The following is a 23,566-nucleotide window of genomic DNA, read 5'->3' as shown; positions in this document are numbered from 1 at the left end:
CAGAAAAAATTTACATATACGATGCAGGTTTCTTCCAAATTAATGTTAACAGAATACCGAAGAAGATGACAACCGTTGCAAAGTAATATGGGTAGTTAATATCAATATCGAATAACATCCCGCCTAAAATCGGACCGAAAATATTCGCTAAACTTGTGAACATCGAGTTCATGCCCCCGACGAAACCTTGTTCATTGCCGGCAATTTTTGATAAATAACTCGTAACGGCAGGACGGAATAAATCGAAGCCGATGAAGACGATACATGTAACAAGTAAAATAGCAAAATATGAACTGACAACAGTCATTAAAAATACGAGAATGCCCGATAAAATCAAGCTGTAGCGAATGAGTTTAATTTCTCCCCATTTTTGTGCAAGCCGGTCAAACAGCACTACTTGCGCAACTGCTCCGAAAATCGCGCCACCTGTAATAATGATTGCGATATCCATAGGGGTAAACCCGAATTTATGATCGACAAACAGACTAAAGAACGATTCGAAAGCCGCGAGTCCAAATGATGCGACAAAAATTAAAATAAATGCGATCAAGTACATCGGTTCTAAAATGCGTTTGAACCCGGATGTTTGAACCGGTGCATTTTCCGTGTTTTCCGCATTGCGTTCCGGTTCACGCAGTAAAATAATCGATAAGATTGCTGCTGTTGTACCGAGTGCTCCTGCAAAGTAGAAGGGCACACGAGTACCGAAATCGGCTAAAAATCCGCCGATGCCGGGGCCGATAATGAAACCAGTACTAATTGCCGCACTCATGTAGCCAAGTGCTTTTGGACGTGTTTCCATTGTCGTAATATCCGCAATAAAGGCCGTAACAGCAGGCATAATAAACGCCGCACTGATCCCTCCTAACACACGGGAAATGAAAAGAACTTCTATCGTTTTCCCTAAACCGAATAGAAATTCCGAAATACCGAAAATAAATAATCCGAGGACGATCATAATTTTACGTCCATATTTATCAACCGCTTTACCAGCGAGTGGTGAAACAATCAGTTGTGCAATTGCGAATGCTGCTGTCAAATAGCCGATAACTTGGCCGCTTAACTGCAGTTCATTCATTAGAGTAGGGAGTACCGGGATAACCAAACCGATTCCTAGAAAGGCGATGAACAGGTTTAATAATAGTAACCCTAATGTTATTTTATAGTCTTTCATTTTTATTGCTCCTTATTAAGTTGTGAAAAAATCGTTAATCCGCACTTCTTAACATAAACCCTACAGTAGCTATAGAGTCAATAGAACTGTTTTAAGTAAATGTTAAATTTAGTTAAAGCAGCTTAATCTTTAATTCCACGATGAACTGGTCCTCTTCGTTTGGAGAATAGTTAAGAGGCATGAAGATTTCATAGACAACCGGAACAACCTGTAAATGATGCTCTTCTATATAATGATAAAGCTTCTGGTATTGTGTTAAATACGTGTCCCGTTCAAAAATGAACGCAATGCATACATAGCGTCCTGCAGGTATCGTTTTCACGTCCATATCAGTTGTTAAGTGGGTAATATACCGGTCTGTGATGAGCGGTGTAAAAACATGACTGTAATGCAGTTCATCCAGGCTGTCATATTGCTCGTAAGGAAAAATGCATCCATACCGATTGCTCAGCAAGCTGTTTTCAACTTCCAATGTTTTAATTAAGGAACTGTAGTACGTATTTGGAATATAGTACGGCGTCAGTTCATTTGTTTTAATCGATAAAATACGGACCGATTCTTCATTTTTGAAATAGACCGTATCCATTACATCGATCGCCAGCTGTTCTTCCATCTGCCTTTTCGTTTTATATAAGGACTGCTGAATTTCGTACATGCGATTCATTTGCTGTTCAATGACACTTTCCTGCTGCTTCAAAAAGGAGAGAAGTTCGGCAGGGGTGAACTGTTGCGCTGCTTTAATTTCCTCCAATGAGACACCGATATATTTCAATGATTTAATAATATCCAAATGGTAAAATTGTGAGTCTTTGTAGTAGCGGTAATTTGTTTTAGGATCGACATGGGAAGGTTTGAATAAGCCGATCTGATCGTAGTAGCGTAATGTTTGTATAGAGATATTCGTCAGTTTGGAAACCTCGCCGATTGAATAATGTTTTTCTTCCATAGGATGTCCTCCGAAGTACAATGTTATCGGTATCTTAACATTAATCGGGATAGGGGGTAAATTATTTTGGGAAACGGAAAAAATCACACCTCCATATTTCATGAGATGTGATTGAGGTTCAATATTTTATATTCGCAGTTAGATGTACAGGACTTTTTCTGCTGTAGAAATACCCTACCAGTAATAATACAAGCGCGACTGTAACGGTACCTCCTGCAAACAGCAGGGGGGCTTTAAACGTGCGAAAATGAGTTTCCAGACGAGATGCGATTACCGGTCCGATAATTTGCCCGATAGCATAGAACGTAGTCAGTATCGATACGACATAGTTGCTCTGCTTTGGAAACAGCTGTCTGGCATAGGCAGTCGACATTGTTACGAGTCCGACAAACGTAAAACCAAACGACATCGCCGACACTAATACGCTCCATGCAGATTGTGATAAGACAGGAAGCAGAATGCCGATAATCTGCAAGGAATAGGCTGTAGTCATCATCGAAACCGTAGAGAAGCGAGACATGCATTTCATCCAGATCGGTGCCGACGGAATAGCAGCCAGCCCGGCAAGTACCCAACTATATCCGGCATAGGCACGCAGTGATTCGATATTATAAATAATGTCGACTAAGAAAGTGCCTGTAATAATATAGCCGAGTCCTTCCAAGCCGTATGCAATAATCAGCCATGGCATAAACCCGCGCCAAATATTGTTGTCAGCAGACTTTGGTTCCTTTATGTGATTCGCAACGCTTAACTTTCGCCATAAAAAGATTGTCGTTGCTAAAAATAAGACAGATAATGCGCCAAGCCCAAGCCAGGACCCTTGCCAGTTAAAGCTTGCTTCAAAGAATGGTACGAAAAGTCCTGATAACGCGATACCCAATCCAACTCCGCTAAACAAATAGCCGCTCCAGTGGGTTAATAAATTTGCCGCTAAATAATCCATTACGATACTTGATGTAAGAACAAATATGAAGCCGCTCGTTAAGCCGGCGATAAAACGTAAAAGTATCCAGATTAAATAAGATTCAACCAATCCCATTAAAATGATTGAGAACACATTCAGAAATACATTTATTAATAGAAAGTTCTTTTTTGACTTGTAAACAAAGCCGGCACCTAAAGCTCCGATGAAATACCCTATATAATTGCTTGATGCGAGCCAACCGCCTTGTGAAAACGATAAGTTTTCATCAACACGCATGAACGGTAAAATCGGTGTGAAAGCAAAGCGGCTAATCCCCATTGCAACAGCTAAAAATAAAATGCCCCCTAAAATAACACTGAAATGTTGACGGTTCATGAACATCCCCCCTGGAAAAAACATCCCTTAAAGTAATTGTAACACTCTTAAATTCAAGAGTAATAGAGAAAATACCCGCAAAAATGAGAGAAACTAAAAAAGAAAAGAGATGAAACGAAAGTTGGATACTTCCGTTTCATCTCTATATAATCCCCTTATGAATGAGCAGGTGCTCCCTGTTTCCCTTTGTGTTTTGTACTTTCTTCTTCCTTTGCGCGTTGTTTTTTCATTTTGTTGACATTCGAGCGCATTAATAAAGAAATCCCTAATGAAATTGCAATTAAGAAACTGAATAAGTAAAACAATGGTACATAGCTATTTGCAGCTTCATAAACAGTTGATGCAATTAGTGGACCGAAAATCCCACCAAGTGACCAAGTTGTTAATAAATATCCGTGGATAACACCAAGTTGTTTCGTACCAAATAAATCACTTGCAAATGCTGGTAAATTCGAGAAACCACCGCCATAACAACTAACCACTAAGAAAATGAACAGTTGTAATAAAATAGCGTTCGTTGTGAATGGTAGTGTAATAAAGGCAATTAATTGAATCGTGAAGAAAATAACGAAAACGTTAGAACGCCCGATATAATCTGATCCTGCTGCCCAAAGTAAGCGACCGCCACCATTAAATAAGCCCATTAATCCAACCATTGCTGCAGCTGCAGCTACAGATAAACCTGCAATTTCCTGCGCCATTGGAGAAGCAACAGAAATCAACATTAAACCAGATGTAACATTAATTAAATGCATTGCCCAAAGCATCCAGAACTGCTTTGTACGAACAGCTTCACGAGCAGACATTTGTGCAATTTCAGTTGTTTTTGCTTTTCCTGATGCAACAGCTTCTTCTACTTCGCCCGGTTTAGGCGGAGCGATATAAAGTGCACCAAGCATCATTAATACAAAATAGCTAATTCCTAAAATAAAGTAAGTGTTTGAAATACCGAAAGACTCCATTAAGTTTACGGCAACCGGCGCTGTAATTAAAGCACCTGAACCGAATCCTAATACAGCCATCCCTGTGGCTAAACCACGACGGTTAGGGAACCATTTAACAAGTGTTGATACTGGAGCGATATAACCGATCCCCATTCCAAGACCGCTTAATAACCCGTAAGTTAACCAATATAAGACAACCGAATCCATAGCGATTGCAATCCCTGCGCCACCTTGACCTAAACCAAAGAGTACTGCGGCAACCATTGCTGCTTTTCTCGGTCCTAATTTTTCTACTGTACTACCAAATAGTGCGGCAGCAAAACCTGCTAACCCCATCATAATTGTAAACGCAATTGTAATTTGCGATGCATCCCATCCAAGCTCAGAAGCAATTGGATTTTTATACACACTGTATGCATAAGCTCCACCGATCGAAAGGTGAATAGCGATTGCTGATGCAGCAATTAACCAACGATTCTTTTTCAAAAATATTCCCCCTCACACAAAAATAAATATCGGTTATACGACATTTCTCTACTTGAAGTAGTTATGTCTAAAGTATGAACGTCCATGTACAATAACTTAACATTAACTTATTATGTTGCGCAAGTAGAATTTCTTAAAATAAATTATCTCGAAAAAACATATATTTCTCTTTTGGGTAACAAATCTGTACTTAAAGTAAATATTTTTTGATGGTTAAATGGCGCTTTAACGTTGATAAATCAAGGTTTCTCAAGGGTTGAGTGTTTGTTCAATATAACAATGTATTAAGGGGAGGATAATATTGTAAACTATAATAAATTCTATTTAAATAACTAAAAATACTTAGTTGTACCCATAATTTCTCTTAAATGCATAAAAGAAATTTACTAAAAATACTTTTGAACTCATAATATAACAGTTACTAATACACATGGAATTAACTCGATATATGCTTTATGCATTGATAAATCAACGTTTTGAGGGGGAGTTAGTCCAGAAAACCTTTCTCTTTACTAATTTTTATTAAGTATGTTGAAACTGTTTATAACAGATTGCAGGAAATGAAATTTTTGAAGTTACGCTGAAGAATTATGATTAAAAAAGAAAAATTTTTAGAGTATGAAAGAGTTTTTTGTTTTATTTACTTAAATAAAGCCTGTGAAAATGGCTTTAAAATCACATAAAAAATGGAACTGGAGGGATATGTATAAAAATCCTTGTTCCTTATTTATGGTCAAATAAATTAATTGACGTGTTACGTTCTGTTCTCTAAAGTCAAATTAGTGATAAGAAAAGAGGCGAATTTTTATGAAAAAAATAGATCCGAAACAATTATCCGAACGTGAAAATTATAAATTTTTGATTGGTTCCATCATTCCGAGACCGATCGCTTTTGTTACATCCGTTTCTGAAGAAGGTGTCGTAAATGCTGCACCATTTAGTTTCTTCAATATAGTGTCTTCAAATCCTCCGATGGTTTCGGTAAGTATCCAACGGAAAAAAGGGGAGAAAAAAGATACGGCAAGAAATATTATTGAAAAAGGGCAATTTGTTGTACATATTGTCGATACTGAAAATGTAAAGCAAGTAAATGAAACTGCAGCTAACTTACCGTCAAATGAAAGTGAAGTAGCACTTGCTGGAATGTCATTAGTAAAGAGTGACAAAATTGATGTTCCAGGTGTAAAGGAAGCGAAAGTCCGCCTTGAATGTGTCCTTGAAAAAGCGCTGGAACTTGGCGGCGATGATGAAACTGCAGGCTGCGACCTGATCATCGGTAAAGTCGTATACTATCATATAGAAGAAACTCTGTATGAAGATGGTCGAATTGATCCGGCAGGACTTGGCGCAATCAGTCGTCTTGCTGGAAATGACTATGCAAAAATCGGTGAGCAATTCACAATTAAACGCCCGGAGTAATAAAGGAGAACAACAAAGATGCAAATTAAAACAATTGAATTATTTAATATTGAATTACCATTAATTGAACCATTTATCGTAAGTTACGGAACTTATCCGAACATGCCGTCGATTATTGTAAAGATGACATCACAATGCGGTTTAGTCGGCTGGGGTGAGGCAGTGCCGGATGAACATGTGACAGGTGAAACATTGGAAGGCACTTATGCTGTTTTAAAAAATACGCTGGCACCAGCAATGATTGGGGAAAACCCGATGAATTTTGAAAAGATCCATGCCAAAATGGATGCGCTCATCTACAGTGCACCGGCTGCCAAAGCGGCAATTGATATCGCTTGCTTTGATCTGACAGGGAAAAAACTTGGTGTACCTGCCTATCAGTTAACAGGCGGGCGTTACTATGAGAAGTTCCCAATTACACATGTGTTAAGCATCGGAACACCTGAAAAGATGGCAAATGAAGCGGCAGAACGTGTAGAAATGGGATACAACTCATTCAAAATGAAAGTCGGACGCGATGTAGCGAGTGATGTTGCCCGCATTAAAGCAGTGCGTGAACGTGTAGGAAATGAAATTGCCATTCGCGTTGATGTCAACCAAGGTTGGGTAAACAGTTCAACGACGATGCAAGCAGTTCGTGAGCTGGAGCAGTTGAACATCGACTGGCTTGAACAACCGGTACGTGCGGATGATATTGATGGCATGGTTGAAATTAAATCGAAAACATCGATTCCTGTCATGATTGACGAAGGTTTACGCGGTGTACGTGAAATGCGCGAAATTATTGCAAAGCGTGCAGCGGACAAAGTGAATATTAAATTGATGAAATGCGGGGGAATGTATCCTGCGATAAAGCTTGCACATATGGCGGAAATGGCGGGAATTGAATGCCAAATTGGTTCAATGGTCGAGTCTTCGGTCGGTTCAGCGGCAGGTTTCCATGTTGCCTTTTCGAACAAAGTATTTACGAGTGTGGAATTAACAGGACCGTTAAAATTCTCAAAAGATATCGGAAACCTTCAATATAAAGTCCCGTATATTCAGTTGAATGAACGTGCAGGTTTAGGTGTCGATGTGGACGAAGCGGTTTTAGCGGAATTAACACGTGACCATAGTGTGGTGCAGTAAATGATTGCGTCAGGATGTTTAGGAAATGAACGATATGAAGTTTACTTATTGGATGAAACACATATTCCGGAATTAATTACTTTGCAGCAGGAAGTAATCGATGCACTGCCGGACAAAGCAATATTGCAGCCGCTTGATAATGAAGAACTGAGCTTTATTTTAAGCGGGAACGGACTGATGATCGGTATTTTCGTTGAAGGAAAATTAATCGCATTCCGGGCATTGCTGGAACCGATGATAGATGAAGAACATTTAGGCTATGATATTGGCTTGAAAACAGAGGATGAATTGCGAAAAGTACTGTATCAGGAAATTTCCAATGTGCATCCGGATTATCGCGGTTATCGTTTGCAGCGTACGATGGCAGACATCATTATGCAGCAAGTGGATGAATCGAAATTTAATACCGTTTGTGCAACGGTCATGCCGGGCAATATCGCAAGTTTGAAGGACAAGTTTTCGCAACATATGCATATTGCAGCATTGAAGCTGAAGTATGGCGGGAAACTGCGCTATGTATTTATGAAGTCACTTCCTTATAAGGAATATGAGTGGACTGAAGAACGACTTGTCCCAATGGAAAATACAGAGGCACAGCAGCAGCTTCTAAAATCAGGCTTTATCGGTATATCGATGAGTGCGGAAGGGCCGAACTGGCTTATTCAATATGTAAAATAATAAAGGATGTGGCGATAATCAGTTATTCGCCACATCCTTTATCGATTTAATTCCGTACATGTCGTATGAATACTCCTTTAAATATCATTGTCGTCAAAGCAATCTAGATCGTAGCAATCACTGTTATCTTCGTATAGGTAAGATACGTCATTTTCGTCAGATGCAATGTAAGTATAGTTTGGCATGTGTATCAACTCCTTTTCATAATTATAAAATATTCAGAAAATTAAGTAAAGTACTTTTTTAAAGGAAACCAACTTAAACAAGTGGCGATAAATGCCGTGAGATCTATATTTATAGGCATTGGTTTCGCTTTCATTTCTATGAAATTACTATTTATTTAACTCGTTTTCATACAGGTTTTCATACATAATTGGCCATTTCTTCTATGGTTTAATGGTAATCGCTAATGTCTTACAAAATTCTCTAATGTAACTTAGTAGATTTTTTCTTTTCTTAAATAGTTATAATATTCAACATGAAAGATTAATATACTATATATTAGTCAAGTTTTATATAAATTCTGTATTTTAAAGAATAATTTTCTGCTTTATGATAATATGTTTGTAATTAATTACAGATGGGGTGGGAAGCATGGAGCAACATATCTTTGTCTCGAAACTTATACCTCCGACACCAGTCAATAACTATTTAAGAAGAGCAAAGTTAATGAAAAAGCTTTCGGATTGGCCGCATGCAAAGTGTACCATTTTACATAGTAGCGCAGGTTACGGGAAAACATCGCTTATTAGCCAGTTTTTAAACGATCAGAAAACAAAATCCTCCTGGTATCAGATTACGCCGGATGATGACTCGATATTTCCGTTTTTACGTCATTTTATCTATAGTATTCAGCAGCATTTCCCGTCGTTCGGCGAAAAATTAAAAGGCTGGGATGAGACATTAAAGTTTCATAATATGGAAGAGTTACTGCAGCTTTCAAAACAAATCGCCAATGAGCTGTACCATATACAAGAACCCTTTTTAATTGTACTGGACGATTATCACCATGTCTCACACGTATTTCCGATCAATTACATTATGAATCAGCTGCTTCAATTTTTACCTGCCAACCTCCATATCATAGTCGCAACAAGGAAAATGCCTGAGTGGAGCTGTTTGTTGACGCTTCGTATGAATAATCAGCTGATTGAGTGTTTAGAGCCGGAATTTACTTTTGCAGAAGAAGATGTTCAATATTTATTTGAAGCTTTTTTTGACCGGCAAATAACGGACGAACAAAGCGAATTTATTATGCAAATGACTGAAGGGTGGGCGATGGCGATCATGCTGCTTGGCTATAAAGCGAAATATAGTCAGGAACAGCTAATAGATATCGCGGAAGGGTCGGTCGGGAATTTCTTTGCTTACCTTTCTGCGGAAGTATTCGATAAGCTGGACGAGCAACTGCAGCTTCAGCTTTTAAAGCTTGGCATTCATCAAGTTATTTCCCTTGATGTCATTACGGAACTGTATGGGATGGAATGGATTCAGCAAGTGAAGCCAAAGTTGGATGATCTTGCGTTTATAACACCATTGGCAGGGGGAACAAAATACCGTTTCCATGCACTGTTTCAACAGTTTCTACAGCAGCGGCTAAGTGAATACTATCCGGATTTGCATGAGGAATTCCATGAACAGGCAGCCCGGTATTATGCCAATCAAAATTTAGGTGTATTAGCTGTCACACATGCAACCCAGCTGAAAAACAACCGCTACTACATCCAGTTGCTGATGCAATTTGCACCACAGTTTATTGAAGCGGGGCAATTTGAATTTTTACTCGAACGGCTGAAAGATTTTGCGATTGAAGAAAAACCTTATCAGCTTCTTTATTATGAAGGGGAATGCCAGCGTTACCGTGCGCAGTATGAGCGGGCAAAAAATGCATATAATGAATGCTTTATAAAAGCGCAGCTGCAGCAGAACCGTTTATTTTTAATGCGTTCGCAGTTTGGGCTGGCCAATATTTATTTGGATACCCTTCAGCCGGTTTTTGCGGAACATCATTTACAGCAGGCAATTAGCCTATTGAATGAAGTAGAAGTGACTGATACAGAACGCCATCTTATTAATAGTTTATATACCGAAAACCTGATCAATTTAGGGAAAGCGGGGGAGGCGCTGCGCTGGAGCCAGTCGCAAAACCTGCAGTTAAGCATTAATAATATCGATGCGCGTCTTTATTTGCGCCATGGTCAGCTGGACAAAGCGAAAGAGTTGCTGAATGCGCGTGTGTCAAAACCGTTCCAATGGGAAGAAGCACATCGCACGACCGATTTACTGCTCGTTTTGATAGATGTATTAATGGGTGAAAATACACAAGCCTATAGCCGAATTATAGAAGGCGGAAAGGAAGCGCTCGTTGATATGCCGTATACACTTGCGCTGACAAAGCTGCGTAAAGGGCTGGCGCTGCTGAATATGGAGATGAAAGATTTTGAGCGTGCGAAAGGCTGTTTTGATGAGACGCTTGAGCTTCTCAATCTCATTCATGTAAAACGCATTACTGCAGAGTGTTACATGGGGCTTATTCTGTATCACCGCGATAATGTGTTTGAAGCGAAGCGCCATGCACAAATCGGACTGAGGGAAACAAATAAAGTACAAGATTTCTGGATGTCGGCCCTGCTGTTGACTGCATTGACGAAAGTGCTGGCCGAAAATAGCCAGTTTGAAGAAGCGATTGATACGGCAAAACAGGCTCTGTCCTATTATGAGCGCAGTGAGGATACGTACGGTCAGATGATTTGCTCCTTTTGGCTGGCGTATTGTTATGCCAAATTAAATGATCAAGAGCATGCGTTCACATATCATCGTCGCTTTTGGGAATTATATGTGAATGAGTATCCATTTTTCATGGAGAAGAAAACCCTTTTCGGGCCGCGCTATTTAATCGTATTTGTTCAACTCGCTAAACAGCTGCAGCAGGAGAAGCTCGTATTTAGCCAATTAAATTTAATTGCAGCACCAAGTACAGAGCTTTCATTGACGTTATTTGGTCCTGTGCAAATTTACCGTGAGAATGAAATGATTCAGGATAAAGAATGGAAGCGGTTGAAAGCGAAGGAACTGTTTTTGTATTTATACATTCACCGCGAGCAGTTTGTATCACGTCAGCAAATTTGCGATGCAATCTGGCAGCAGGATGAAGAAGCGATGCAGCGTGATTTTAAAGTTGTTTATAATGCGATGTTAAAAACGTTGGAGCCGACTAGATCGGCGCGTGAAGAAAGCAACTTTATTAAACGCCATCAGCATTTATATAAATTGGAAGATCGCTGGATTCATAGCGATGTTGCCCATTTTATGTATTATGTGCAGCGCGGACTGGAAGAAAAGACCGCCAAGCTTTCAAATGAATGGCTGAAACTGGCGATGCGGCTAGTGGATGGGGAGTTCTGTTCGGACATGGAACGGGAATGGCTGGAACCAATTCAGGCGCATTATAATGAACAAATACTGCTCATTTTAGAGCGTGTCGCCCAAAATTACGTACGTCTGCAGCAGTTTGAGAAAGTGATCAGATGGGCAGACCGAATTATTGCACTTGATGATGGTCATGAAGAAGGCTACCGGCTATTAATGCTTGCCCATTACTATTTAGGGAACCGCCGGGAAGCAATCAAATATTATGAGCGCTGTGTAGATGTACTGGACGACCAATATAAAATCACGCCGATGGAACCGACCGAGCGACTGTATGAGCTTGTGTTGAAGATGTGAATAGATTGATTAAGAGCTATGTTGAAGATTGATTTCAACATGGCTTTTTTTATTGCCGTTTTATTAGAACATTCGAGCGGGTTATTAGAAGAAGTTAGTGCGTTATTAGAAGAAGTGAAGCCGATATTAGAAGATGTGTGAAATGGAATCGATATGGAGCATGCATTCCCTAGAATTGGGGTGAAAAAAAGTTCTTGTCATATTTTTATTAGAACAATTGAACAGCTTATTAGAACAAAACGGTGGGTTATTGGAAGATTGAGCACCGATATTCGAACAATTCGAAGTGATATTAGAACAACCGCACGATATATTAGAAGATCGCAATTTTATTAGAACAAATTAATTTTTATTAGAACAAATTAATTTTTATTAGAACAAATTAATTTTTATTAGAATTAATCAGCTTTTATTAGAACAAATCTCTAGCAATTCGCGCTTCCTGGGAGTCCCCCTCACCAAATGTAACTCATTTGTAACTTCGCGATGTTACATTACGGTTAAGCAGATAGCTATGCTGAAAATTTTGCTAGGAGGGACATTGAATGAAAAAGCGTTTATGGTTAACTTTTGCGGTATTATCGATTTTCTTATTGGTTGCATGTAATAGTGATTCAACAGACGGCGATGATTCATCAACTACAAATTCAGCTGAGCAAGGTAAGAGCGGAACAACAGAAACAGCTGCATCAACAACTCCGATTAAAGTCGGTGTACTTGCATCGTTAACGGGAGCTCTTGAATCATATGGTAAGCAGACGAAAAACGGATTCGAGTTAGGTCTTGAATATGCGACAGACGGCACGATGGAAGTGGAAGGCCGTAAAATCGAAGTCGTTTGGGAAGATACAGAAACGAAACCTGAAGTAGCTGTTCAAAAGGCAACGAAGCTATTAGAGGATGACGCGGTTGATTTTCTAGTTGGTTCATCAAGTTCAGGTGACACATTGGCGGTACTTCCACTAGCAGAAGAATACGAGAAAATTATGATTGTAGAACCAGCAGTAGCTGACAGTATTACAGGTTCAGAGTTTAACCCTTACATTTTCAGAACGGCGCGTAACTCTTCACAGGATGCATACGCAGCTGCAGCGGCAATCGCTGGAGAAGGTGTAAAAATTGCAACGTTCGCACCGGATTATTCATTCGGTTGGGATGGTGTATCAGCATTTAAAGCAGCAGCTGAAGGATTAGGTGCTGAAATTGTTTTAGAAGAATATGCAGATCCGGCTGCAACAGACTTTACGTCAAACTTGCAAAAAATTATTGATTCGAAACCGGACTTCTTATTCGTAGTATGGGCAGGGGCGAACTCTCCTTGGAATCAAATTGCGGATTTAAAACTGCAGGAAAAAGGGATTAAAATTTCAACTGGTGCACCAGACATTATTGCACTTCAATTTATGGAGCCATTAGTAGGTATGGAAGGGTTTTCTGTTTACCATCACACACTACCAAAAAATGAAGTGAATGATTGGTTAGTAGAAGAACATAAAGCACGATTCAATGGTGAAGTTCCTGATTTATTTACACCGGGTGGATTTACAGCGGCAGTTGCGATTGTAGAAGCACTAAAAGCATCAGGTGGAGATGCGGATGGGAATACGTTAATTCCTCTAATGGAAGGTATGTCATTTGAAACGCCTAAGGGAACGATGACATTCCGTGAAGAAGATCACCAGGCATTACAGACAATGTACGCAATCCGCCTTGAAAAAGTAGCGGAATTTGATTATCCGGTACCAGTATTACTACGTGAATTACTTCCAGAAGAAACGGAACCTCCTATTTTAAACTAGTAAATAAGTGAGGCTGTCTAAAAAGTGTTGAACTTTCAAGACAGCCTTTTGTTATAAGGGTCTCTAAGAAATCAGGCCGCAATGGAAATCAACAAGAGAGGGTGAGATGATGGAACCGATTTTAAAGACGAACAATTTATCGATTAAATTCGGTGAGCATAAAGCGGTGGACAGCATTAATTTTGAAATGACAGCAAAGCATTTTAAATCCATTATTGGGCCAAACGGTGCGGGGAAAACAACATTCTTCAATTTAATTAGCGGTGAGCTGGAGCCGACAGAAGGGGATGTGTTCTTTAAAGGACAATCGCTTCAAAAAAAGTCATCGGTGGACCGGACGCGATTAGGAATCGGAAGGTCATTTCAGATAACAAATGTATTCCCGAATTTAACGGTGCTGGAAAATGTGCGCCTTGCTGTGCAATCGAAACGAAAAGTGCGCTTCCATATGCTCAATCATTTTTTGAAATATAAAGAGATTACGAATGAAGCGGTTGAGATTTTGGAACAAGTGTTATTAACCGACAAAATGCATCAAGTGGCGAATCAGCTTTCACACGGTGAAAAAAGAAAGCTGGAAATCGGAATGTTACTGGCACTTGATACTGAAATTTTACTGTTGGATGAGCCGACAGCCGGCATGTCATTGGAGGAAGTACCTGCAATATTGGATGTGATTCGTTCGATTAAGGAGCGCGGTGATAAAACGATTTTACTGATCGAGCACAAAATGGATATGATTATCGATTTGTCCGATTCGATTATGGTGCTGTTCAACGGTGCGCTGTTAGCCGACGGGTCACCTGAGGAAATTATGAACAATGAAACGGTACAACAAGCGTATTTAGGAGGCCTTGCATATGAATAATATTTTAACGCTGGAGCGTGTGGAGACGTTTATTTCACAATATCATATTTTACAAGGCATCAACTTTGAAGCAAAAGCGGGAGAAGTTTCGGTTTTACTGGGGCGGAACGGTGCAGGGAAAACGACGACACTTCGCACAATTATGGGTTTAACGCCGGCATCGAAAGGGGCGATCCATTTCGACGGGAAAGATATTACGAAAATGACGCCTTATGATATTGCGAATAGTGGGATTGGCTATGTGCCGGAAGACCAAGGCATTTTCGGACAGCTGACAGTAGAGGAAAACATGAAAGTGGCGATCCGCAAAGAAACGGACGCAACAATGCAAAAGCAGGCATACATTTTAGAGTTATTCCCGGATTTGAAAAAGTTTTGGAAGAAGCAGGGCGGCAATTTATCGGGTGGTCAAAAGCAAATGCTTGCGATGGCAAGGGCTTTTGTCAATGACAGCAAGCTGCTTTTAATCGACGAACCATCCAAAGGCCTTGCGCCAATTGTGATCGAGAAAGTAATGGAAGCTATTACTGAAATGAAAAAGCATACATCGATTGTACTTGTCGAACAAAACTTTATGATGGCGAGTAAAATCGGCGATACATTCACATTAATCGATGACGGGCGGACAGTGCAATCAGGAGAAATGCAAGGTTTGATTGAAGACGACCAGCTTAAGCGTAAATATTTAGGAATCGGATAAGGAGGGGAAGCTGATGGAACTAATAATCAGTTTAACGATAAATGGACTAGCGACAGGAATGCTTATTTTCTTACTGGCAGCCGGGTTGACGCTTATATTCGGGCTAATGGATGTGCTGAATTTTGCGCACGGCGGACTGTTCGTATGGGGTGCCTATACAGGGGTGTTCACATATTTATGGAGCAATAGTTTTATAGTCGGAATTGTTGTCGCGATTCTCACAGGTCTTGCCCTTGGGTTTATTACGGAAAAGCTTATTATTAAGCCGGTTTACGGGAATCACGTACAGCAGATTCTGATTACGCTCGGGTTCATGCTCGTTCTGCAGGAAATGATTAAAGTTGTTTTCGGTCCAAACGGTGTACCTGTTAAAGTTCCTTCTTACTTGGCAGGCAGTTGGCAAATTGGTGATTTAACGATTATTAAATACCGGATTTTCATTATCGTTGTAGGTTTTGCTTTATTCGGTGTTCTGTATTTCATTTTAAATCGTACGAAAATCGGATTGGTCGTTCGGGCTGGGGTTATGAACCGTGAAATGACACAGGCATTAGGTATTAACATTAAGCGCGTATTTTTGATTGTCTTTATGTGCGGTGCAGCATTGGCGGCGTTGGGTGGAATGCTGATGGCACCGTATTCAGGGGTTGTGTATGCGGAAATGGGAATGGAATATGCGATTTTAGGATTTATCGTTGTAGTCATCGGTGGAATGGGAAGTTTCCAAGGTTCATTGATGGCAGCGATTTTAGTAGGGCTTGCCGGGAGTTTTATGGCATATTATGTGCCGTTTCTATCCGTTGCGGTCAATATGATTTTAATGGCAAGTGTTCTGATTTTCCGTCCACAAGGCTTATTCACAGTTGCGAAGGGGTGATTCTATGTTAAAACAGCCATTAATTTTATCGAAAATGAATTTAGTGTTTGCAGTCGTAGTAGGAATCATGGCTGTATTACCGTTTGTACTGGATTCTCGAACGATGACGATTTTATTAACGCAGTTTTGTATTTTTGCAATACTCGCGATGAGTTACGATATTTTACTAGGTTACACGGGCATTATTTCATTCGGTCATGCGATGTTTTTCGGGATTGGTGCGTATACGACAGCGATTATGCTGAGCGATTTCGGTCCGTCAATCGGTATATTCGCTGCTTCAATTTTAGTAGGAATTGTATTATCCGCAATTATTAGTGTAATAAGCGGCGCATTGACGCTTCGTTTGAAAAGTCACTTTTATGCAATGTTTACGTTAGCGATTTCAGGGTTGTTTTTAGTGCTGGCAGAAAAGTGGCGGACGGTAACGAAAGGAAATGATGGATTTACATTCCGTGCACCGGAACTGTTTCGTGAGCGGCTGTATTTTTACTTTTTAGTGCTCATTTGTCTCGTTGTCATTTTCATATTACTGAAACGAATTGTTGCATCACCATTCGGGAAAGTGCTTGTTGCGATTCGTGAAAACGAGCAACGTACACGGTCACTCGGGTTTAAAACATTAGGTTATAAAATCATTGCTTCCGTTATTGCGGGTGCTGTTGCAAGTTTGGCAGGTTCGCTTTACGCGATATCGTTGCGCTTTGTCAATACGAGTGTTCTGACGATGGACATTACACTCGATGCACTAATGATGACGATTATCGGTGGAGTTGGAACGCTAATCGGACCAATCATCGGGGCAGGTGTCATTGAATTTGCCCAGCATTATTTATCAGGTCTTGCAAGAGACTATCCTATTTTTGAACGGTGGATTATTTTCTTCGGTATTCTGTACATTTTAGCTGTTATATTCTTCCCGCGAGGCATCGTAGGTACAGTTTCAATGCGCTACCATGAGTGGAAGATGAAAAAGGGCCAAAAAACAAAGGCATCTGTAAAGCTTCGTGAAAAGGAGATACAGCGATGATCGGAATAACGGGATTAGGAATGTATTTACCTGAAGGAAGAATGACCGGTGCCCAAATTGCGGAGAAGGCAAATATTCCAACGGTTGTCGTTGAAACGAAAATGGGCATTATTGAAAAAGTGGTTGCCGGTCCAAATGACCATCCAGTTGAAATGAGTGTAAAAGCAGCAAAGGAAGCGATTTCCGAAGCACAAGTGGATGCAAAAGATATTGATGTCGTGATTTATATTGGGGAAGAACATAAAGAGTACCCGTTATGGACGGCTGCCATTAAAATACAGGAAGAAATCGGTGCGGTCAATGCTTGGGCATTTGATGTCCAGCTTCGTTGCGGTACGGCGATTATGGCGATGAAAGTAGCGAAAAGCTTAATGCTGGCAGATGATTCTGTTAAGACAGTGCTACTGGCTGGAGGGTACCGCAACCATGATTTTATCGATTATGAAAATGAGCGGACACGTTTTATGTTCAATTTAGGCGCAGGTGCAGGTGCAATGATTTTGCAGAAAAACGCGGGCGGGCACGAAGTACTGGAAGCCTCGCTCATTACAGACGGTTCATTTTCGGAAGATGTCGTTGTTCCGGTAGGAGGTACAAAGGAACCGCTAACAGTTGACCATATTCAGGAAGGCCACTATATATTGGATGTTCTCGATCCTGAGGGGATGAAGCTTCGGTTGGAGCAGAAATCATTAAGCAATTTTTTAAAGGTAATTCACCAATCACTGCAGAAAAGTGGATATAGCGAAAATAATTTACATTATGTTGCGATGCTCCATATGAAAAAGTCTGCACATGACTATGTCTTAAAAGAGCTCGGCCTGTCAGAAGAGAATTCGATTTATTTATCGCATTACGGGCATATCGGGCAAATCGATCAGATTTTATCTCTGTGCCTCGCGCGTAAGGAAGGGAAACTGCAGGAAGGGCAAATTGTTTCATTAGTGAGTGCAGGTATAGGCTACGCATGGGGTGCTATTACAGTAAAGTGGGGGGCTTAATATGAATAAGCTGGACGTTTTAGCAAAAGTGGAATTATCAAATGGTGAAACTTTATCTTATCGGAAACGAGAAGGCGGCGATGAACTTGTCCTATTGGTTCATGGCAATATGACAAGTTCAAAGCATTGGGATTTGCTGATGGAATCAATGGATGAACGATTCACCATTTATGCGGTGGATATGCGCGGCTTTGGCGGATCGACTTACAATAAACGGATTACATCGATCAAAGATTTCAGCGATGATATTAAGCATTTCGTTGATGCACTTGAATTAAAGGACTTTACGATTGTTGGCTGGTCTACAGGCGGAAATGTGGCGATGCAGTTTTGTGCAGATTATCCGGGATACAGTAAAAAGCTCATATTATTTGCTTCCGGTTCAACACGCGGTTATCCATTTTATAGTTCAAATGCGGACGGTACTCCGGATTTTACAAAGCGCTTATCGACAATCGAGCAAATTGAGCAGGACCCTGTTAAAACAATCCCGATGCAGCAAATGTATGACACGAAAAATCGTGACGGGCTGAAGTTTATATGGAACAGTGCTATTTATACACAGAAACAGCCGGACGAGGAGCGCTATGAGCAATATGTGGATGATATGCTGACACAGCGTAATTTGGCGGATGTGTACCATGCGTTAAATACTTTTAATATAAGTGCAGTCGATAATGAAGTCGCAAAGGGTGCGAATCAGGTGAAGGATATTCAGATTCCGACATTTGTTTTATACGGTGACCGTGATTATGTAGTGAATGGGGCGATGACAACCGAAATTATCGAGGATTTTGGAGGCCGCGCTCAAATCATGAAGCTGGCAAACTGCGGACACTCACCGCTAGTCGACTGTCTGGATGAAACGAAAGAGGCAATCGAGGAATTTATCTTATCTTAAAAGGGGTCGGGGCTATATGCGATTAGAAAATAAAGTAGCAATTATTACAGGTGGTGCGGGCGGTATTGGCCTTGCAGCAGTAAAGCGTTTTTTGGAAGAAGGCGCAAAAGTAGCCATCGTAGATTATGACAAACAACAAGGAGAAAAAATTGAAGCAGAGCTGGGGGAAAATGTCGCTTTCTTTGCAGTTGATGTATCGAAACTGGCTGACGTAAAGGAAATGGTTGAACAGGTTGTTGATCGTTTCGGCAAAATCGATATTTTAATAAACAATGCAGGGATTACCCGTGATGCAACTCTTGTAAAAATGAGCGAGGAAGATTTTGAAAAGGTCATTCAAATTAACTTGAATGGTGTTTACTACTGCACACAAGCAGTAGCACCTCATATGATCGCACAAGGGTCTGGGAAAATTATCAGTACTTCATCGGTAAGTGGTGTATACGGTAATTTTGGTCAAACAAACTATGCCGCGACAAAAGCGGCCATTATCGGGATGACAAAAACATGGGCTAAGGAGCTTGGTCGTAAAGGAATTAATGTAAACGCTGTTGCTCCTGGATTTACCGCAACACCCATGGTCGAAAAAATGCCGGAAAAAGTACTCCAGCAAATGGAAGGCATTACAAGTTTGCAACGATTAGGGAAACCGGAAGATATCGCAAATGCTTATTTATTTTTAGCATCGGATGAGGCGAGTTATATTACAGGTCATGTTCTGCAAGTTGATGGCGGCATTATGATGTAGAAGGTGGGATGGCTAATGCAACAGCTGGACTTTTGGATTGCGAAACGAGCGGGCCAAACACCGGATAAAACAGCTTTAATTCAAATAGAAACAGGTGAGACGTGGACATATAAAGAGTTGATGCAGCATGCGAATGGATGGAGCAGCACTTTTTCCAACCAGCAGTTACAGCAGGGAGACCGAGTTGTAACGTTGATGGAAAATTCAATTGAAAGCTTTGCCATTTTAATTGCTTGTCGTTTAAATGAATTGATCTATGTTCCATTAAATACAAAATTATCTATATCCGAATTACAGGTGGTTTTATCTGATTGCACACCTGCTTTATTAATTACTGATGATACGCATTGTGAACGGGCAATGCAGCTTTCGCCAACCAAATTTTTAACATGCGGTAGCTCTGAATTAGTTGAGCCTACTACATATAATTGGCGTGATGAACCTCAGCTTCCGTGGATGATTATTTATACCGGGGGGACGACGGGTAAACCAAAAGGTGTTGTCCTGTCGTATGAAGCTGTCACTACGAATGCGATGAATACCGTCATTAGCTGGGGGTTAAATGATAAGGACTGCACACTGAATTATATGCCCCTTTTTCATACAGGAGGAATTAATGCACTTGCATTGCCGATTTTAATGGCAGGCGGAACAGTGGTTATCGGCCAGAAATTTGATCCGGAAAGAGCGGTTCGGGCCATTAATGAATATAAAACGACGGTTTCATTATTTGTTCCGACAATGTACCAATCGATTATAGAAACTGAGTATTTTAAACAGTCCAGTTTTCCGACAGTGAAAGTATTTTTATCGGGAGGCGCACCTTGTCCTAAACCTATATATGAATGTTTTCAAAAAAGAGGGCTGCTTTTTAAAGAGGGCTATGGGTTAACTGAGGCAGGTCCAAATAACTTTTCCATCGATGCGGAAGTTGCGATGAACAAAAAGGGTGCTATCGGAAAAAGTATGCTTTTCAATGAAGTAAAAATTATCAATAAAGAAGGTCAGCAATGTGCAGAAGGAGAAGTTGGCGAACTTTGCTTAAAAGGCAGCCATGTTTTTTCACATTATTGGAAAAACGAAGAGGCAACGAGCGAAACATTTGAGGATGGCTGGTTAAAGACAGGTGACTTGGCGAAGTTTGATGAGGACGGCGATTATTATATTGTCGGACGGAAGAAGGAAATGATTATTACGGGCGGAGAAAATGTGTATCCGCAAGAAGTTGAACAATGTTTAATCGCCCACGAAGCGGTACAGGAAGTATCCGTTATTGGTATTCCGAATGAAAAATGGGGCGAATGTGTTGTAGCGTTTGTAATTTCTGAAGATCATTCCGAACCACTTCAATGGGAGCTGTTAAAGTACTGTAAAAAACACCTCGCCAATTACAAAGTACCGAAACAAATCTACTTTCTGCAGGAGCTTCCGAAAACCGTCGTCGGGAAAATTGATAAGAAACAGCTTATCAATTGTGTATTTATAACGGAATAGAAAGCTTATTACAAAATTGAATGAAAAGAAGAAACATAGAAATTCATTATTCAATAGTTTCTCGAAATTTAAGAAGATCGAAATGCGATTAAACAGGCATTTCGATCTTTTCTTTTGGCTATGTATAGACTGATATTTTCATTGAAGTTTATATAAAGTTCATATAGCTCCTTTATAATGCAGAGGTATTAAAAAGGAGGATATCGATGAACAAGTTATTAAATCCAATTACAGATTGGGTATCAACAAAACGCGGTGCCTGGATTACACTTATTGTCTGGCTAGTGTTGATGATTGGCTTAAGTGCCGGTCCAATGCTAAGTGAGTATAAAGTGACAAACTTCCAGTCTCTGCCGGATGATGCGCAGTCGATTATCGCTGAAAATAAATTAAGCGAGTACTTCCCTAACGATGAAGGTACACCAGGTATATTAGTTTTCCATAATGAAGATGGAGAAATCAATGTTGACAGTGTGAAAGAAATTTTGAATGCAATGATTTCGAAAGATATTGAAGGTATCGATCAGATTATCGACATCTCCAATTTGCCGCCTCAAGCTTTAGCGGGCTTCACGTCTGAAGATAAGACAACTATGATTGTGCCAATGACACTGGAAAAAGGGCTTGGCAATTCTGAGTATGCGGAAATTAACGATTTTGCATCTGAAATCGGAAATGAGGCAGCTGAGAAAACAGGGGATACGAAGTTTTATATTACTGGTCCTGCAGGGATTGCCGGTGATACAGTAAAGCTGTTTGAACAGGCAGATTTACAGCTGTTATTTGCTACAATTGGGATCATTTTAGTTCTTTTAATTATTATTTACCGTTCTCCTCTATTAGCGATTATTCCATTACTTGCAACTGTAATTGTTTATCAGGTAGTAAATCAGTCGGTTGCTTTAATGGGGGCAGCAGGCTTAGAAATTAATAACTCTACAACCTCAATTATGAGTATTTTATTATTCGCGGCTGTTATCGATTATTCGTTATTCGTATTCTCACGCTACCGTGAAGAACTGAACCATTACGAAAATAAATATGAAGCGATGAAATATGCAATGCGCGCAACTGGTGAGCCTGTATTCTTTGCAGGCGGAACTGTATTGGCGGCAATGCTTGTTTTATTCTTCGCAGACTTCCGCGATTACCAAAACTTTGCACCAATTTTTGGTACTGCTGTATTTGTTATTATGCTCGGATCAATTACATTAGTTCCGGCATTATTCGCCTTATTTGGCCGTAAAGCATTCTGGCCGAAAGTACCGAAATTCGGTGAGACAAAGGAAGTAAAGCATGGAATTTGGGGAGCAATTGCTAAGTTTGTCGTAAACAAACCTTATTTATCAGGCGGATTAGTCCTGATTTTCATGATTATTACTTCATTGAATGTATTTAATTTAGATTATGAATTTGACACGGTGAAATCATTCCCGGAAGAACTGCCATCACGTGTCGGCTATGAAATCGTTGAATCGCGTTTTGATAAAGGGGAACTTGCCCCAACTTCATTATTGGTTGAAAGTGAACAGGCTTTAACAGAAGAACAAAAGCAAAGTTTAACGGAAGCATTATTAGCCGAAGATGAAATTGCTTCGGTACGTGCGTCAGCCGTTTCGGACGATGAAACGAAAATGAAATTGTCAATGGCGTTTGATTTAAATCCGTATGCGCCGGAAGCAATCGATAAGATTGACGAAATGCGTGAAAACAGCGCAGATTATTTAGCAGCAGCAGGTATCGACGGTGAGTTACACTTTGCGGGAACAACAGCTAAGCTGCTGGATGAACGCGATGTAAACAACGATGATATTATTAAAATTGTTATTTTAGAAACGATCTTAATATTAGTGTTATTATTTGTGTTAACGAAATCTTGGAAAATGCCGATTTATATGATGGCGACAATTTTAGTGTCTTACTTATCGGCATTAGGATTAGGGTTATTCCTTGTCGACGTATTATTTGGCTATGATGCAATCAGTACACGTGTACCGGTCTATGCATTCATATTCCTAGTTGCGCTAGGCATTGACTACAACATTATTTTAGTGTCCCGATTCCTTGAAGAACGCAAACATACAACAGTGAAACAGGCCCTGGGAATTGCTATCCGTAATACAGGAGGCGTTATTTCGTCAGCAGGTATCATACTGGCAGCAACTTTCGCGGCATTAATGACAATGCCGATTGCCGATCTATTCGTATTCGGCTTTATCGTTGCAGTTGGTATTCTTATTGATACATTCCTAGTACGTGGTATGTTATTACCGATGTTGATATTAACATTTGAAAAAGACAAGAAGTAATGGTTAGATGAAGGGACATCGAGTAATTCGATGTC

Annotated in this window: 18 protein-coding genes; 14 read left to right on the top strand and 4 right to left on the bottom strand. The window is 40.2% G+C overall.

Annotated elements, in window-relative coordinates; translation table 11 throughout:
- Nucleotides 1-10: 10 nt before the first annotated feature.
- From norA to B5473_RS04605, 4 genes are all read right to left on the bottom strand, one after another.
- Nucleotides 11-1,174 (bottom strand): multidrug efflux MFS transporter NorA, encoded by a 1,164-nt coding sequence (norA, locus tag B5473_RS04620; protein ID WP_079523893.1) that lies wholly within the window; start codon nucleotides 1,172-1,174, stop codon nucleotides 11-13.
- A gap of 112 nt (nucleotides 1,175-1,286) precedes the next feature.
- Nucleotides 1,287-2,120, bottom strand: a complete 834-nt coding sequence (locus B5473_RS04615; RefSeq protein ID WP_079523892.1) for a MerR family transcriptional regulator — start codon at nucleotides 2,118-2,120, stop codon at nucleotides 1,287-1,289.
- 118 nt (nucleotides 2,121-2,238) lie between these two features.
- A complete protein-coding gene (locus tag B5473_RS04610) occupies nucleotides 2,239-3,423 on the bottom strand; it encodes a YbfB/YjiJ family MFS transporter (protein WP_079523891.1) in 1,185 nt (394 codons plus the stop codon).
- Between the two features lie 155 nt (nucleotides 3,424-3,578).
- Nucleotides 3,579-4,853, bottom strand: coding sequence for an L-lactate MFS transporter (locus tag B5473_RS04605; RefSeq protein ID WP_079523890.1), 1,275 nt, complete (start codon nucleotides 4,851-4,853; stop codon nucleotides 3,579-3,581).
- Nucleotides 4,854-5,660: 807 nt separating this feature from the next.
- Between B5473_RS04605 and B5473_RS04600 the strand changes: the two genes are divergently transcribed.
- From B5473_RS04600 to B5473_RS04535, 14 genes are all read left to right on the top strand, one after another.
- Entirely contained in the window at nucleotides 5,661-6,272 is a 612-nt protein-coding gene (locus B5473_RS04600) for a flavin reductase family protein (RefSeq protein WP_079523889.1), read from the top strand.
- A gap of 18 nt (nucleotides 6,273-6,290) precedes the next feature.
- On the top strand, nucleotides 6,291-7,400 hold the full coding sequence (locus B5473_RS04595; protein WP_079523888.1) for a mandelate racemase/muconate lactonizing enzyme family protein: 1,110 nt from the start codon (nucleotides 6,291-6,293) through the stop codon (nucleotides 7,398-7,400).
- Nucleotides 7,401-8,078, top strand: a complete 678-nt coding sequence (locus B5473_RS04590; protein ID WP_079523887.1) for an N-acetyltransferase — start codon at nucleotides 7,401-7,403, stop codon at nucleotides 8,076-8,078.
- A gap of 594 nt (nucleotides 8,079-8,672) precedes the next feature.
- Nucleotides 8,673-11,804, top strand: a complete 3,132-nt coding sequence (locus B5473_RS04585) for a BTAD domain-containing putative transcriptional regulator (RefSeq protein ID WP_079523886.1) — start codon at nucleotides 8,673-8,675, stop codon at nucleotides 11,802-11,804.
- Nucleotides 11,805-12,349: 545 nt separating this feature from the next.
- Complete coding sequence (locus tag B5473_RS04580) at nucleotides 12,350-13,603, top strand: substrate-binding domain-containing protein (protein ID WP_079523885.1); 1,254 nt, start codon at nucleotides 12,350-12,352, stop codon at nucleotides 13,601-13,603.
- Between the two features lie 109 nt (nucleotides 13,604-13,712).
- Nucleotides 13,713-14,471, top strand: coding sequence for an ABC transporter ATP-binding protein (locus B5473_RS04575; RefSeq protein ID WP_079523943.1), 759 nt, complete (start codon nucleotides 13,713-13,715; stop codon nucleotides 14,469-14,471).
- Nucleotides 14,464-15,171, top strand: a complete 708-nt coding sequence (locus B5473_RS04570) for an ABC transporter ATP-binding protein (RefSeq protein WP_079523884.1) — start codon at nucleotides 14,464-14,466, stop codon at nucleotides 15,169-15,171. Before B5473_RS04575 ends, B5473_RS04570 begins: the two co-directional genes overlap by 8 nt.
- Nucleotides 15,172-15,184: 13 nt before the next feature.
- A complete protein-coding gene (locus B5473_RS04565; protein WP_079523883.1) occupies nucleotides 15,185-16,048 on the top strand; it encodes a branched-chain amino acid ABC transporter permease in 864 nt (287 codons plus the stop codon).
- Nucleotides 16,049-16,052: 4 nt separating this feature from the next.
- Nucleotides 16,053-17,078 (top strand): branched-chain amino acid ABC transporter permease, encoded by a 1,026-nt coding sequence (locus tag B5473_RS04560; protein ID WP_079523882.1) that lies wholly within the window; start codon nucleotides 16,053-16,055, stop codon nucleotides 17,076-17,078.
- The gene (locus B5473_RS04555) at nucleotides 17,075-18,079 is read left to right on the top strand and encodes a 3-oxoacyl-ACP synthase (RefSeq protein WP_079523881.1); all 1,005 of its coding nucleotides are present in this window, start codon (nucleotides 17,075-17,077) and stop codon (nucleotides 18,077-18,079) included. The genes B5473_RS04560 and B5473_RS04555 overlap by 4 nt, the downstream gene beginning before the upstream one ends.
- 1 nt (nucleotide 18,080) lies before the next feature.
- Complete coding sequence (gene phaZ / locus B5473_RS04550) at nucleotides 18,081-18,980, top strand: intracellular short-chain-length polyhydroxyalkanoate depolymerase (protein ID WP_079523880.1); 900 nt, start codon at nucleotides 18,081-18,083, stop codon at nucleotides 18,978-18,980.
- Between the two features lie 16 nt (nucleotides 18,981-18,996).
- Complete coding sequence (fabG, locus tag B5473_RS04545; RefSeq protein WP_079523879.1) at nucleotides 18,997-19,728, top strand: 3-oxoacyl-ACP reductase FabG; 732 nt, start codon at nucleotides 18,997-18,999, stop codon at nucleotides 19,726-19,728.
- A 15-nt stretch (nucleotides 19,729-19,743) separates the two neighbouring features.
- On the top strand, nucleotides 19,744-21,222 hold the full coding sequence (locus B5473_RS04540; protein WP_079523878.1) for a class I adenylate-forming enzyme family protein: 1,479 nt from the start codon (nucleotides 19,744-19,746) through the stop codon (nucleotides 21,220-21,222).
- A gap of 206 nt (nucleotides 21,223-21,428) precedes the next feature.
- Nucleotides 21,429-23,531: an MMPL family transporter gene (locus B5473_RS04535; RefSeq protein ID WP_079523877.1), complete on the top strand. Its 2,103-nt coding sequence runs from the start codon at nucleotides 21,429-21,431 to the stop codon at nucleotides 23,529-23,531.
- Nucleotides 23,532-23,566: the final 35 nt, after the last annotated feature.

The sequence above is a fragment of the Solibacillus isronensis genome (assembly GCF_900168685.1).
Taxonomy (GTDB): Bacteria; Bacillota; Bacilli; order Bacillales_A; family Planococcaceae; genus Solibacillus; species Solibacillus isronensis_A.
Note: the sequence above shows the minus strand (reverse complement) of the source record. Positions and strands in the feature narration are given on the sequence as shown.